This is a genomic window from Inquilinus sp. NPDC058860 (assembly GCF_042743185.1).
GTDB lineage: Bacteria > Pseudomonadota > Alphaproteobacteria > DSM-16000 > Inquilinaceae > Inquilinus.
The window spans coordinates 34,914-48,382 of sequence record NZ_JBHYMS010000022.1 but is presented as its reverse complement, the minus strand read 5'-3'; the positions used below and the strand labels follow the sequence as shown (position 1 = coordinate 48,382).

Sequence of the window (13,469 nt, the reverse complement as noted above, 5' to 3'; positions counted from 1 at the left end):
TGTCCTCAGAAGGTGGCCAGGTCGACGCGGCGACCCGAATGCAGGGAGCGGTAGGCGGCCTCGGCGAGCAGCAGCGCGCGGCGCCCGTCCTCGCCCGAGGGCGACGGCGCCTCCTCGCCGTTCAGCACGCGGACGAAATGGGCCCATTCGTCGCGATAGGACTGGGCATAGCGTTCGGTGAAGAAGAACTGCGGCTTCTCGCGCCGCACCCCGTCCTCGCGCTCCTGCACCAGCATGCTCTGCGGCACGTTCTCGGTGCGCAGCGTGCCGAGCGACCCGTGCGCCTCGACCCGCTGGTCGTAGCCGAAGCTGGCCCGCCGGCTGTTGGTGATCACCGCGATCCGGCCGCTGGCGCATTGCAGCGTGACGCAGGCGGTGTCGATGTCGCCCTCGGCGGCGATGGCCGGATCGGTCAGGGTGGCCGCCGTCGCGGTCACCGAGACCGGCTCCTCGCCGAGGATGAACCGGACCATGTCGAAATCATGGATGGTCATGTCGCGGAACATCCCGCCCGAGACCTTGAGGTATTCGATCGGCAGCGCGCCGGGATCCTTCGACACCACCGTCACCAGCTCGAGATCGCCGATCGCCCCGGCCGAGATCCGGCGGCGCATCTCGGCGACGCCGGGGTCGAACCGGCGGTTGAAGGCGAGGAACAGCGGCCGGTCGCAGCCCTCGACCGCTTGCAGGCAGGCATTCACCCGGTCGATCGACAGGTCGATCGGCTTCTCGCAGAACACCGCCTTGCCGGCCTTCAGCCCCTTCTCGACCAGCTCCGCATGGGTGTCGGTCGCGGAAGCGACGACGATCGCCGTCACCTCGGGATCGGCCAGCGCGGTCCTCTCGTCTGCCGGGTCGGCGCCGTGGCGCTGCGCCAGTGCCCGCGCTGCTCCATCGGCCGGATCGATCACGTAGCGGAGCTGCGTCTCGGGATGGTCCGCGACGCTGCGGGCATGCACGGTTCCGATCCGACCGGCCCCGAAGAGCGCGATCTGGTAAGGCCTTCTCGTCATGGCTGTTCTCTGTCTCTCTAGCGGCCGCGCAAAGCCCAGTCCCGCAACGCGCGGTCGCCCATGGCGGCGACGACGACGATCAGGCCGAGCAGGAAGATGAACCATTGGGGCCGGACGCCGTTCACCACCAAGTAGCTCTGCACCGAGGACAGGGTGAATGCGCCGGCGACGACGCCGATCAGGGTGACGCGGCCGCCGGCCAGGGCGCAGCCGCCGAGGACGCAGGCGGCGATCGCCTGCAGCTCGCTCAGCTGCCCGAGCCCGCCATCGGCGAAGCCGAGCTTGCCGCCCTCCAGCACCCCGGCCAGGGCGGCCAGCGTGCCGGACAGGATGAAGGCGGAGACCTTGACCCGGTCGACCCGGATGCCGCGGGAATGCGCGGTCGCCGCCGATCCGCCGACCGCCAGCAGCCGGTTGCCCTGCGGCGTGGCGTAGACGAAGACCGATGCGACGGCGAGGATCAGCGCCAGCCACCAGAAGGCGACGTTGACGCCGAGCAGCTTGCCGCCCCCGAGGATCTGGTACAGCAGGCCCGAGCGCGACGCGTAGGGCACCGAGAAGGAGAACCCCTCCGTCACCGCCACCGAGAGGCCGCGGAAGATCATCAGCGTGCTGAGCGTGATGATCAGCGACGGCGCCCGGAACCAGGTCACCAGGAAGCCGTTCATGAGGCCGATCGCAGCGCCGGTGCCGATGCCGAGCAGGGCGGCCGGAACCGTGCCGAGATGTGCCGAGGTGCCGAGATAGATCAGCGCCGAGAAGCCGAAGACCGAGCCGACCGAGATATCGATCTCGCCGGTGCACATCACCAGCGCCACGCCGATCGACATGATCGCCAGGGTCGCGGTGACCTGGGCGATCGAGGCGAAGTTGTAGCTGTTGGCCCAGCGCCCGCCGGAGGTCGAGGCGAAGGCGATCACCAGGGCGGCGGCGATCAGCAGGATGCCGATCTCGGCGTGCCGGCGCGCCAGGCGGCGGAAGGAGAGGCTCATGCGATCGCCCTCGCCTTCTCGGCCTCGACCACCCGGCCGCCGTCGCGGATCACCTGTTCCAGCGCCTCGGCGGTCATCTCGTGCTTGCGCACATCGGTGATCTTGGTGCCGTTCTCCATGATGATCACCCGGTCCGCCAGCTTGTGGACCTGGAAGATGTCGTGGGTGATGTAGATCACCAGCAGCCCTTGGTCGCGCAGCTGCTTCGCCAGGTCGTTGACGTGCTCGCGCTCGCGCACCGACAGGTGGTTGGTCGGCTCGTCCATGATCACGACCCGGTTCCGGAACGCCACGGCCCGGCCGATCTTGATCGACTGCCGCTCGCCGCCGGACAGGACCTCGACCTCGTCATCGGCCGAGACGTTCGCGCGCAGGCCGAAGGAGCGGATCACCTGCGTGCTGGCCTCGCGCATCTTGGCGAAGTCGAGCAGCGGGATGCCGAAGCGGCGCTTCACCGGCTCGCGGCCGAGATAGAAGTTGCGGGCGATCGACAGGTTGTCGCAGAGCCCGACCGATTGCTGGATGGTCTCCATCCCGAATTCGATCGCGAGCTTCGGGTGGAAGCGCTCGACTCGCCGCCCGTCGAAATAGACCTCGCCGCTGGACGGCTTGTGCAGGCCTGAAAGGACGCGGATCAGCGTGGTCTTGCCGGCGCCGTTGTCGCCGACCAGGCCGACCAGCTCGCCGGCGTGCAGGGACAGCGAGACGTCCTTCAGCGCATGGAAGGCCCCGAAGAACAGGTTGAGGTTGCGGACCTCGATCAAGGGGGTGTCGCTCGGCATGGCCATGGCCCTCATGCCCGTCGCCCGACCCAGAAGGCCAGCGAGTGGTTGAAGATGACCGCCGCGATCAGCACGATCCCGACGAAGGTGATGTACCAGGAGCCCGGCGCGCCGAGCCGGATCAGCTCGAACCGGACGCTGGTGATGACGAAGGCGCCCAGCACCGCGCCGATCAGGGAGCCGCGGCCGCCCGCCAGCGCGCAGCCGCCGATCACCGCTGCGGCGATCGCCTCCAGCTCCATCATGTCGCCCAGGGTGACATGGGTCTGCGGCGCATTGGTCAGGGTGAGGATACCGGCGAAGCCCGACAGCAGCGAGCAGAGGACGAAGGCCGCCGTCTTGGTCCGGTCGGTCCGCACGCCCTGGCTCAGCGCCGTGGCGGGATCGCCGCCGGTCGCCAGCAGCCGGTTGCCGAAACGCATCCGCCACAGCAGCAAGGACAGGAGGGCGAGCACGACCAGCGCCCAGACGATCGCCGCCTGGATGCCGAACACCTCGCCGCCGAACAGCCGGGTGAGCCAATGGGTCCGGGCGGCCTCGGGCAGCGACCGCACGGTGCCGCCGGTCCACAGATAGATCAGGCCGCGCACGGCGAAGAGGCCGCCGAGCGTGACGATCATCGACGGCACCCTGCCCCGCAGCACCGCCATGGCCTGGAGGAAGCCGACGGCGGCCGCGATGGCGAGGCCGGCGATGATCGCGCCCGGCACGCCGAGATCGGCCTCCAGCGTGATGAAGGCGATGCCGGCCAGGCCGTAGACCGACCCGACCGACAGGTCGATCTCCCGCGCCATGATCACCAGCGCCTGGCCCATGGCGATGCAGCCGAGGATGGCGGAGAAGCGGATGATGCTGCCGAGCGTGTCGCCCGACCACCAGCCGTCATCGATCGCGGTGAAGACGGCGAGGATCAGGACGGTGCCGAAGATCGCGCCGAAATCGACGCGGCGGACGAGGCTGCCTGGGGACCAGGCCATGGCGGATCTCCCTTGACCAGGAGCTCTGGGGTGGCGGGTTCCCGGCGGCAGGGCGTCGCCGGGAACCCGGTGCCTTACTGCCAGGCGGAACCGTCCTCGGAGCCGGCCCCGAACACCGCCTTGGACAGGGCGTCGAACTTGTCGATGTTGTCCTTGTCCACCAGGATCGGCCCGGTGATGATGTCCGACTGCGGCTCGTAGCCGAGCACGTCGTGCCAGTAGAGCAGCTCCATCGGCACATACCCCTGCTGCCAGAACCCCTGCTCGCTCGCCACCAGCAGATGGCCGGCCTTCAGCCCCGACAGCGCGATCGGGCTGATGCCGACGGTCAGGATCGTCATGCCCTTGTCGTCGACGTCGGGGTCGAGCCCCAGGTCCCGGGCCACCGCCCAGGACCAGGGCGCCGTCACGTCGCCCATGTTCAGGATGTAGTTGGCGTCCTTGTTGGCCGAGAGATAGGCCTGCAGGTTGCTGCGGAAGGTCTCGGGGTCGGCGCCGGTGAACAGGTATTCGGCGGTGGCGCCGACCGTCTTGAAGGCGTCCTCGATGCCGCGGCACCGCTCGCGCAGGCCCCGGTGCTCCGCCGCGATCAGCGCGCAGACGACCTTCTTCGGCATCGGCACGACGCCTTCCTTGGCCTTGGCTATGGCGTATTCGCCGGTCTTGAAGCCGGTGAGGTATTCGTCGCCGCCGACATAGGCCATGTAGGGGATGCGCTCGCCGGCCGGGCGCCCGTCCGGGATGTTGAAGGCGACCACCGGGATGCCGGCGTCGACGGCGCTGCGGATCGGCCCTTCGAGCGCGTCGGTGCTGACGATCGGCACGGCGATGCCGTCGGGGTGGGAGGCGATGGTCTGCTCCAGGAGCCGCACCAGCTCCTGCACCGAGTAGTTGTTCGAGGAGACATATTCGACGGTGACGTTCGGATGGGTCCGCTTGAACTCATCCATCGAGAGGGTCAGCCATTTCATGTTCGGATCGTTCGACCCGATATGGGACACCATCACGTAACGATAGGACGTGTCCGATTGCTGGGCCTGCGCGGCACCGGCGGCTGCGATCGCCACGGCGGCGGCACAGACGGCCGCGAACAGCTTTGCTGCCTTCATCACGCTCCTCCCTTGGAACAGACATTCTGTTTGATTGAATAAACATATCAAATCAAAGGATCACGATCATCGGAAGCCATCTTTTGGCCATTTCTGATGTAAATAAAATCAAATCTGCCAATCCCTCGCTCCTCCGATCGAGATCCGTCGATCAGATGATTGACCTGATGCGAAACCCATCAGACACTGGCGCCATGGAGCAACGAAGCCGCCGCGCGGAGACGCGCGCCCCATCCATCTGGCGCGGCCCGACGATCGCGGAGATCGCCGAGGCGTCGGGCGTCGGCACCGCCACGGTCGACCGCGTGCTGAACGGCCGCGGCGGCGTGCGCGAGGTCACCCGGACGAAGGTGCTCGACGCCCTCGCCCAGCTCGGCGCAGGCCTCCGCGCCGATGCTCCCGGCCGGCGGAGGATCGCCGTCCTCGCGGATTCCGGCATCAGCTTCAACCAGTCGCTGCAGCAGGCGGCCGAAGAGTACGGCGCCGCGCATCCCGGCCTGGATGTCGGCTTCACCGCGATCCAGACGGCCGAGGTCGACCCGATCAAGTTCGCCCAGCTGATCGAACGGACGGCGGGCGAGGCCGACGGGCTGGTCGTGGTCGCCCGCGAGGACCTGATGATCAACCGGGCGATCCGGACGATCACGGGCCGCGGCGTGCCGGTGGTCTGCATCACCACCGATCTGCCGAACTCCAACCGCACCGCCTATGTCGGCAGCGACCAGACCAATGCCGGTGCGACGGCCGCCTATCTGATGGGCCGCGTCCTCGGCGACCGCTCCGGCAAGATCCTGCTGGTGTGCAGCGCGCCCTATCGCAGCCAGGAGGAGCGCGAGCTGGGCTTCCGGCGCGTGCTGCGCGCCGAATTCACCCATCTCCGGGTCGAGGAGCGGGTCAATTCCAACGACGACGCCGAATACTCCCGCCGCAGCGTGCGCAAGTACATCGCCGAGCATGGGGCGCCGATCGGCGTCTACAACGTCGCCGGCGGCAACGTCGGCATCGCCCGGGCGCTGGAGGATGAGGGGCTGAAGGGAAAGGTCGTCTTCATCGGCCATGAGCTCAACGCCAATTCCCGCATGCTGCTCGAATCCGGCGGGATGGATTTCGTCGTCGGCCACGATGTCGACCGCGAGGTGGCGCAGAGCGTCGAGGTGATCGAGGCCTTCCTCGACAAGCGTCCGCTGCCGGCCCCGGCCCGGACCAAGGTCCGGGTCTACACCAAGTACAGCTGCAACTGATCACGCACCGGCGCCGCCCTCGCCTCGATCCAGCGGGACATGGCACGGCCTCCTCATTCCGCGGCGGCGATCGCGCCGGCCGGGGCGCGGTCCGGAACCGCCCCGCCGGGCAGCGGGCGAAGGACGAACCAGCTGGGATCCCGGCGCTGGCGCAGCAGCGCCGGCACGATCTCCCGATAGGCCGCCCACAGGCCGCGATAAGGCGGCGGGCATTCGGCCTTGATCAGCTCGTGCAGCTCCGGCAGGCGGTAGAACGGCACCATCGGGAACATGTGGTGCTCGATGTGGTAGTTCATGTTGATGTAGAGGAAGCGGAACACCGGGTTCAGATAGACCGTGCGGGTGTTCAGCCTGTGGTCGTACACGTCCTCGTTCAGCCCGGCATGCTGGGTCAGGTTGAACAGCTGCGACAGCGGCCCGCCATAGAAGCGGGGCAGGACGACGAACAGGGCCGGCAGGATGCTGCCCAGGGCGAAGCAGGACCCGGTCACCCCGGCGCAGATCGCGACATAGGCCCGGGCCGCCCAGACCGCCTTCCACCGCTCCGCCGGCGGGATGAAGTGCTTGCCGTCCTCGGTGATGTCGCCGGTCGCGTTGCGGACGATCCGCCCGAACTGGGTCATCCCGTCCTTGATGAAGAACAGGTCCGAGGCGATGCCGATGATGTCGGGCGGCCGCGGCGCCGCGATCTCGGGGTCGCGGCCGACGATGATGGTGTGGGTGTGGTGGCGGGAATGGCTCCAGCGATAGTAGAACCCCTCGCGCAGGGTCATGAAGGCGCAGAGGTGGAACAGCGCGTCGTTGAGCCGGCGGGTCTTGAACGGCGTGCCGTGCGAGAGCTCGTGGTGCCGGTGGTCGGCGGCGGCATAGAGCACGCCGTAGACGGCGAAGGCCGGGATGCACCACAGCGTCCCCCAGGTGGCGAAGGCGACGGCGCCGGATGCCGCCAACAGGCCCAGCCACAATCCGATATGGCCCAGCGCCTCCGCGTCGGACCGCCTGATCAGGCGCTTCAGCTCGCGGCGGTCGATCCGGCAGGAGTGCCATTCCGCCTCGACCCGGTCCTCGAAGGCGTCGTTGGTCAGCTCGGCCGCGCCGTCCGCGCCGCCGCTCAGGGCATAGGTCTTCCAGGCGGATCGAGGCATCGCGTCACTCCCGGTCTGTCGGATCGCGGCGGGCGACTCCGCACGCTCGGAGACGGCCGGCCGTGCTGCGATCCGCTGCGTTCTGGCCCGCAGCTTGATCTGGCAGCAAAGCTATCACGGCCGGTTTTGATCTCTCAATCCAACCGGGATATTATCTCTCATTACCGCCAGAAATGCTGGCTGACGAAGTGAGAGAATCTCTCAGAGGACCAGATGGACCGGCCCACCATTGCCGATCTCGCCCGCGCCGCTTCGGTCAGCGTCTCCACCGTCGACCGGGTGCTCAACGGGCGCGATCCGGTGCGCCCGGCAACGGCCGAGAAGGTGCTGGCCGCGGCGGAGGCGATCGGCTTCCACGCCACCGGGCTGATCCGGCAGCGGCTGGACCGGCCCGACCGGACGCTCGGCTTCCTGCTGCAGCAGCGTTCGCGCCCCTACTACCGGCTGCTGGGTGAGGCGCTGCAGGAAGCCGTGCGGACCTCCCCGGCGGTCCGCGGCCGGGCGGTGATCGAGTTCATGGACGACCTCACCCCCGGCGCGGTGGCCGACCGGCTGCTGAAGCTGGGCGCCGATGTCGACGCTGCCGCCGTGGTGGCGGCGGACCACCCGCACGTCACCCAGGCGATCGATCGGCTGAACGGCCGCGGCGTCCCGGTCTTCGCCTTCATCTCGGACCTGACGGCCCAGGCGCGGGCCGGCTATGTCGGGCTCGACAACTGGAAGGTCGGGCGGACCGCCGCCTGGGCCGTGTCCAACCTGTGCAAGGCGCCGGGCAAGGTCGGCATCTTCGTCGGCAGCCACCGCTATCTCTGCCAGGACGTCTGCGAGGCCAGCTTCCGCTCCTATTTCCGGGAGCATGCGCCGGAGTTCCAGCTGCTGGAGCCGCTGACCAGCCTCGAGGACCCGCGCTACGCCCATGAGAGCACGCTCGACCTGCTGAAGCGCAACCCCGACCTGGTCGGCCTCTACGTTGCGGGCGGCGGGGTCGAGGGCGTGATCCGGGGGCTGCGGGATCAGGGCGGCGATGTGTTCCGGCGGATCGTCACGGTCGGTCACGAGATCACGGAGGACACCCGGTCCGCCCTGATCGACGGCGTGCTGAAGCTCGTGCTCTCCCATCCGGTGAAAGGCCTGGCCGAGACAGCAGTCGCAGCCATGATCCGCGCCGCGGAACCCGGCGACCGGGATCTCCCGGTTCCAGGCCCGGTGCCCTTCGACATCTTTACGGCCGAAAACCTCTGAAGCGCATTTGTGCGCCGCGTCGGGTCCGACCCGAATGCCCGGGCGTCATCCCGCGACCTTGATCTGCGGCAGGTCCCGGGTGAACGCGCGAAAGCCGACGCTGTAGTACAGGTTCCGGGCGGCCGGGTGCGCCGGCGCGCCGAGGCAGGCGACCAGCGCGCGGCTCGCGCCGGCCGCCCTGGCCAGATGCATGCCGTACAGTTGCAACGCGGTGCCCAGCCCCCGCCGCCGGAAGTCCCGGTGCGTGCCGACGGGCTCGAATTCGGCGGTTCGCGTCGACTCGTCCAGCCAGATGACCGCGGTCGCGGCCAGCGTGCCGTCCGGCGCCGCGATCAGCACATGCAGATCGGCCCGGTACGGCCAGGTCCGCCGGACCCGCTCGAACGCCGCCTCGGTGAGATTGGACGGATGCCACGCGTCCCGATGCGCCTTGACCGCGTCCGCCACCGAGACATCCCCGGCCGTCCGAAACCGGAAGCCCTCGGGCAACGCCGGATCCGGCACCTCCGTCAGCTCCCGCATGTTGAACTGCACCCAGGACCCGTCGTCCGAGCCGGTTTCCATGTCGAACTCGTATCCGTGCGCGGCGACGGTGGCCTGCGCCCGCACATCCGCGGACTGGACCGTCAGCAACCGGTCGACGGCGCCCGCCACCTCGTCGTACCAGTCCAGGATCTCGGCCAGCAGCTCCGGCCGGTCCGGATGCGCCTGCCAGATCAGATTGGCCGCCTTGGCCTCGCGGAACGTCCCGTCGCCGCGCGGGATCCGGTACGGCAGATGCGCCCACCCCCACGCGGCCAGCCGGCCGTCGACGAACCACATCCGGTGCCGCCAGAACCGGCTGAGCGCGTCGACATCCTTGGCCCAGACCCAGGCCAGCTCGCCAACGGTCGCGTCGCCGTTCAGCAGTTCCGGCCGCAATGCGGTCACCTGCTGGGCCAGCCCTTGCATCAGCCGGAGTTCGGTCGGGCCAAGATCGTCCATGCAAGCACCCTGGCAGGGCCAAACCGGCCTGTCGAGGGAACGCGATCAGGACTGCGCAGACCGGCAACGATGCATGATTGGGCCGGCATGGACCGTCCGCTCCGGCCCGGCGCCGTCGGGCAACCCCGAGGCACGGCGATCCCGTGTTGACAACACCCCGCCACAAAATATGCTCTTGCAAATAATTTGCGGCGAAGACGTCGCCGGCGGAGGAACGCCATGGCCGAGCGCTCGTTTGCCCGGGAAGTCGAGGATCTGAAGCTCGGAGACGGCGACATCTTCAGGGGCGAAGGCATCCTGGCGATCACCAAGGCCTTGCTGCAGTCGGGCGTCGCCTATGTCGGCGGCTATCAGGGGTCTCCGATCTCCCACCTCATGGACGTGCTGTCGGACGCCGGGGACGTGATGGAGGATCTGGGCGTCCATTTCGAGACCTCGGCCTCGGAGGCGGCGGCCGCGGCGATGCTGTCGGCCTCGGTCATGTACCCGCTGCGCGGCGCCGTCACCTGGAAGTCCACCGCCGGCACCAATGTGGCCGCCGACGCGCTGTCGAACCTGGCGTCGGGCGGGGTCACCGGCGGCACCCTCGTCATCATCGGCGAGGATTACGGCGAAGGCTCCTCGATCATGCAGGAGCGGAGCCACGCCTATGCGATGAAGTCGCAGATCTGGCTGCTCGACCCGCGCCCGAACCTGCCCTCGATCGTGCAGGCCGTCGAGGCCGGGTTCGAGCTGTCGGAGGCCTCGAACACGCCGGTGATGCTGCAGGTCCGCATCCGCACCTGCCACGTCCACGGCCAGTTCACCGCCAGGGACAACCGGCGCCCAGACTTCACGCTGAAGCAGGCGATGGAGAACCCGGTCCGCGACACCAGCCGGATCGTGCTGCCCCCCGCCTCCTTCCTGCACGAGAAGGAGAAGATCGAGCGGCGCTGGCCCGCGGCGGTCGAGTTCATCAAGGGCCGCAGGCTGAACGAGACCTTCGGCCCGGCGGAGGGCGATGTCGGCATCGTCGTGCTGGGCGGGCTCTACAACTCGCTGATCCGCTCGCTGCAGCTGCTCGGCCTCGCCGACATCTATGGCCGCTCGCTTGTCCCGATCCACGTCCTCAACGTCGCCTACCCTTTGATCGACGACGAACTCGCGGCCTTCTGCGCGTCGAAGCACGCGGTGCTGATGGTCGAGGAGGGCTCGCCCGACTATATCGAGCAGGCGCTCAACGCCATCCTGAAGCGCCGCGACATCCAGACCCGGGTCGCGGGCAAGGATGTGCTGCCGATGGGCGGCGAATACACCGCGCCGGTGCTGATGAAGGGACTCTCGGCGTTCCTCGAGGCCTATGCGCCGACCCTGCTCGGCAACCGGCCGCCGCTGCCGGACGCCTCGCCGGTTCTCGCCGACCAACGCGTCAAGGCGCTGGCCGAGGTGGTGCCGCCGCGCCCGGCCGGCTTCTGCACCGGCTGCCCGGAACGGCCGATCTTCGCCGCCCTCAAGCTGACCGAGAAGGAGCTGGGCCAGCACCACGTCTCGGCCGATATCGGCTGCCATCTGTTCTCGATCCTGCCGCCCTTCAACATCGGCGCCACGACGATGGGCTACGGCCTCGGCCCGGCCTCGGCCTCGGCTTTCAACGTCAAGGCGGACAAGCGGGCGATCTCGGTGATGGGCGATGGCGGCTTCTGGCACAACGGCCTCGCCTCCTCGATCGGCAATGCCGTCTTCAACAAGCATGACGGCGTCATCCTGATCGTCGACAACTACTATTCCGCCGCGACCGGCGGCCAGGACATCCCCTCCTCCCGCGCCCAGAACCCGCGGCGCCAGACCAACAACGCGATCACCGACGCGGTCCGCGGCATCGGCGCCAAATGGGTGCGCCAGATCGACCGGACCTACGACGTGGCCCGCCTGCGCGACACCTTCCGCGAGGCGCTGACGACGCCGGAGCCCGGGCCGAAGATCATCGTCGCCTCCTCCGAATGCATGCTGAACAAGCAGCGCCGGGTCCGGCCGCTGCTGGCCCGGGCGGTGAAGGAAGGCCGGCGCGTGGTCCGGCAGCGCTTTGGCGTCGACGAAGATGTCTGCACCGGCGACCATGCCTGCATCCGGCTGTCCGGCTGTCCGTCCCTGTCGGTCAGGCACACCGACGATCCGCTGAAGGACGACCCGGTCGCCGCCATCGACCAGTCCTGCGTCGGCTGCGGCAATTGCGGCGAGGTCGCCGAGGCCGCGATCCTGTGCCCGTCCTTCTACCGGGCCGACATCATCCAGAACCCGACCCGGGCCGACCGGCTGCTGGCGCGGCTGCGCGGGGCGGTGATCGGCTGGCTGCAGCGCCGCCGCGAAAGCCGCCGCATCGCCTTCGCCGAGTGAGCGCCGTGGCCGACACGCTGCCGGACCGTTCTCAGCTGTCCCAGGATCGGCCGCTGGCCATCGCCATCCTGGCCATGGGCGGCCAGGGCGGCGGGGTCCTGGCCGACTGGATCGTGGCGCTGGCGGAGGCCAATGGCTGGGTCGCCCAGTCGACCTCGGTCCCGGGCGTGGCGCAGCGCACCGGCGCGACCATCTACTATATCGAGATGATCGCGGTGAAGCCGGGCGCCGCGCCGGTCCTCGCGCTGATGCCGACGCCGGGCGATGTCGACGTGGTGCTGGCGGCCGAGCTGATGGAGGCCGGGCGCGCGGTGCTGCGCGGCCTGGTCACGCCCGACCGCACCACGCTGATCGCGTCGACGCACCGAGCCTTCGCCGTGGTCGAGAAGGAGAAGCCGGGCGACGGCACCGGCGATCCCGCGGCCGTCGTCGATGCGACGGACTTCGCCGCCCGGCGCACCATCGCCTTCGACATGGAGGCCATGGCCGGCCGCAGCGGCAGCATGATCTCCGCCGCCATGTTCGGCGCCCTGGCCGGGGCCGGCGTCCTGCCGTTTCCGAGGGACGCGTTCGAGGCGACGATCCGCGCCGGCGGCCGGGCCGTGGACGCTAGCGTCGCCGCCTTCCGCGCCGCCTGCGACCGGGCCGCCGTGCCGGGGACCGAGGCCGTCGCCCGCACGCCAGGGAAACGCTTCGAGGCGTTGCCGGCCGCCGCCGGGCACCCCGCGCTGGACCGCCTCGTCGCGCGCATCGCGCAGGAGTTCCCGGCCGCCACCCATCCGATGCTGTTCGCCGGGGTGAAGCGGCTGACCGATTACCAGGACCCGGCCTATGCAGACGAGTACCTGACGCTCATGGCCCGGCTGCATGCCGCCGACCAGGTGCAAGGCGGCGCCGGGAAGGGCCACGCCTTCACCCTGGCGGCGGCGAAGCATGTGGCGGTGGCGATGGCCTATGACGACGTCATCCGCGTCGCCGACCTGAAGGTCCGCTCGCGCCGGTTCGAGCGGGTGCGCCGCGAGGTCGGCGCCGGCGCGGACCAGATCGTCTATACGATGGAATACATGCATCCGCGCATGGAAGAGGTCTGCGGCACGCTGCCGAGGGCGCTCGGCGTCTGGATCGAGGCGCGGCCGGCGCTCTTCGCCCGGCTCGACCGCCTGGTCAGCCGCGGCCGGCGCGTGCGCACCGGGACGATCGTCTGGTTCCTCGGCCTGCAGGCCGTGTCGGGGCTGCGACGGGTCCGGCGCGGAACGCTGCGCCATGCGCGCGAGACGGCGCATCGCGACGCCTGGCTCGCCACCGCCCTCGACACGCTTCGGGTCAACCACGACCTCGCGGTCGAGGTCCTGGAATGCCGACGGCTGGTGAAGGGCTATTCCGACACGCATGCCCGCGGCGAGTCGAAGTTCGGGCGGGTGCTGTCCGGCCTGCCCCTTCTGGTCGGCCGCGACGACGGCGCGGCCTGGCTGCGCCGGCTGCGGCAGGCGGCGCTGGCCGACGAGGACGGCACCGCCCTCGACGGCGCGCTGAAGACGATCGCGACGCTGTGACCGCCGGGCCCCATGCACCGCTCGGTGCGTAGGTTGGGTTCGCCATGGGCGAACCCAA

11 protein-coding genes are annotated in these 13,469 nt (G+C 69.3%); 4 read left to right on the top strand and 7 right to left on the bottom strand.

Annotated elements, in window-relative coordinates; translation table 11 throughout:
* Positions 1 to 5 precede the first annotated feature (5 nt).
* The 5 genes from iolG to ACFW16_RS17030 form a co-directional block, all read right to left on the bottom strand.
* Positions 6 to 1,013, bottom strand: coding sequence for an inositol 2-dehydrogenase (iolG, locus tag ACFW16_RS17050; protein ID WP_380307047.1), 1,008 nt, complete (start codon positions 1,011 to 1,013; stop codon positions 6 to 8).
* 17 nt (positions 1,014 to 1,030) lie between these two features.
* Positions 1,031 to 2,005: an ABC transporter permease gene (locus ACFW16_RS17045; protein ID WP_380307045.1), complete on the bottom strand. Its 975-nt coding sequence runs from the start codon at positions 2,003 to 2,005 to the stop codon at positions 1,031 to 1,033.
* Positions 2,002 to 2,787, bottom strand: a complete 786-nt coding sequence (locus ACFW16_RS17040) for an ATP-binding cassette domain-containing protein (protein ID WP_380307043.1) — start codon at positions 2,785 to 2,787, stop codon at positions 2,002 to 2,004. Before ACFW16_RS17040 ends, ACFW16_RS17045 begins: the two co-directional genes overlap by 4 nt.
* Positions 2,788 to 2,798: 11 nt before the next feature.
* Entirely contained in the window at positions 2,799 to 3,764 is a 966-nt protein-coding gene (locus tag ACFW16_RS17035) for an ABC transporter permease (protein ID WP_380307041.1), read from the bottom strand.
* Positions 3,765 to 3,838: 74 nt separating this feature from the next.
* Positions 3,839 to 4,873 carry a substrate-binding domain-containing protein gene (locus tag ACFW16_RS17030; protein ID WP_380307039.1) on the bottom strand — a complete coding sequence of 345 codons (1,035 nt, stop codon included), beginning with the start codon at positions 4,871 to 4,873 and terminating at the stop codon, positions 3,839 to 3,841.
* A gap of 194 nt (positions 4,874 to 5,067) precedes the next feature.
* Between ACFW16_RS17030 and ACFW16_RS17025 the strand changes: the two genes are divergently transcribed.
* A complete protein-coding gene (locus ACFW16_RS17025) occupies positions 5,068 to 6,114 on the top strand; it encodes a LacI family DNA-binding transcriptional regulator (protein ID WP_380307037.1) in 1,047 nt (348 codons plus the stop codon).
* A gap of 53 nt (positions 6,115 to 6,167) precedes the next feature.
* Here ACFW16_RS17025 and ACFW16_RS17020 read toward each other — a convergent pair whose 3' ends face one another.
* The gene (locus tag ACFW16_RS17020) at positions 6,168 to 7,259 is read right to left on the bottom strand and encodes a fatty acid desaturase family protein (protein ID WP_380307036.1); all 1,092 of its coding nucleotides are present in this window, start codon (positions 7,257 to 7,259) and stop codon (positions 6,168 to 6,170) included.
* Positions 7,260 to 7,472: 213 nt separating this feature from the next.
* Between ACFW16_RS17020 and ACFW16_RS17015 the strand changes: the two genes are divergently transcribed.
* Positions 7,473 to 8,501 (top strand): LacI family DNA-binding transcriptional regulator, encoded by a 1,029-nt coding sequence (locus ACFW16_RS17015; protein WP_380307034.1) that lies wholly within the window; start codon positions 7,473 to 7,475, stop codon positions 8,499 to 8,501.
* Positions 8,502 to 8,546: 45 nt separating this feature from the next.
* Here ACFW16_RS17015 and ACFW16_RS17010 read toward each other — a convergent pair whose 3' ends face one another.
* On the bottom strand, positions 8,547 to 9,485 hold the full coding sequence (locus ACFW16_RS17010; protein ID WP_380307032.1) for a GNAT family N-acetyltransferase: 939 nt from the start codon (positions 9,483 to 9,485) through the stop codon (positions 8,547 to 8,549).
* Between the two features lie 219 nt (positions 9,486 to 9,704).
* Between ACFW16_RS17010 and ACFW16_RS17005 the strand changes: the two genes are divergently transcribed.
* Together ACFW16_RS17005 and ACFW16_RS17000 are read left to right on the top strand one after the other, a co-directional pair.
* Positions 9,705 to 11,858: a thiamine pyrophosphate-dependent enzyme gene (locus ACFW16_RS17005; protein ID WP_380307030.1), complete on the top strand. Its 2,154-nt coding sequence runs from the start codon at positions 9,705 to 9,707 to the stop codon at positions 11,856 to 11,858.
* 5 nt (positions 11,859 to 11,863) lie between these two features.
* Positions 11,864 to 13,411, top strand: a complete 1,548-nt coding sequence (locus ACFW16_RS17000; RefSeq protein WP_380307028.1) for an indolepyruvate oxidoreductase subunit beta family protein — start codon at positions 11,864 to 11,866, stop codon at positions 13,409 to 13,411.
* Positions 13,412 to 13,469 lie beyond the last annotated feature (58 nt).

Excerpts from the sequence above, each read along its gene's own strand:
- ACFW16_RS17035 (WP_380307041.1), bottom strand. The coding sequence starts at position 3,764 with ATGGCCTGGTCCCCAGGCAGCCTCGTCCGCCGCGTCGATTTCGGCGCG.
- ACFW16_RS17020 (WP_380307036.1), bottom strand. The coding sequence starts at position 7,259 with ATGCCTCGATCCGCCTGGAAGACCTATGCCCTGAGCGGCGGCGCGGAC.
- ACFW16_RS17010 (WP_380307032.1), bottom strand. The coding sequence starts at position 9,485 with ATGGACGATCTTGGCCCGACCGAACTCCGGCTGATGCAAGGGCTGGCC.
- ACFW16_RS17025 (WP_380307037.1), top strand. The coding sequence starts at position 5,068 with ATGGAGCAACGAAGCCGCCGCGCGGAGACGCGCGCCCCATCCATCTGG.
- ACFW16_RS17045 (WP_380307045.1), bottom strand. The coding sequence starts at position 2,005 with ATGAGCCTCTCCTTCCGCCGCCTGGCGCGCCGGCACGCCGAGATCGGC.
- ACFW16_RS17005 (WP_380307030.1), top strand. The coding sequence starts at position 9,705 with ATGGCCGAGCGCTCGTTTGCCCGGGAAGTCGAGGATCTGAAGCTCGGA.
- iolG (WP_380307047.1), bottom strand. The coding sequence starts at position 1,013 with ATGACGAGAAGGCCTTACCAGATCGCGCTCTTCGGGGCCGGTCGGATC.
- ACFW16_RS17040 (WP_380307043.1), bottom strand. The coding sequence starts at position 2,787 with ATGCCGAGCGACACCCCCTTGATCGAGGTCCGCAACCTCAACCTGTTC.
- ACFW16_RS17030 (WP_380307039.1), bottom strand. The coding sequence starts at position 4,873 with ATGAAGGCAGCAAAGCTGTTCGCGGCCGTCTGTGCCGCCGCCGTGGCG.
- ACFW16_RS17015 (WP_380307034.1), top strand. The coding sequence starts at position 7,473 with ATGGACCGGCCCACCATTGCCGATCTCGCCCGCGCCGCTTCGGTCAGC.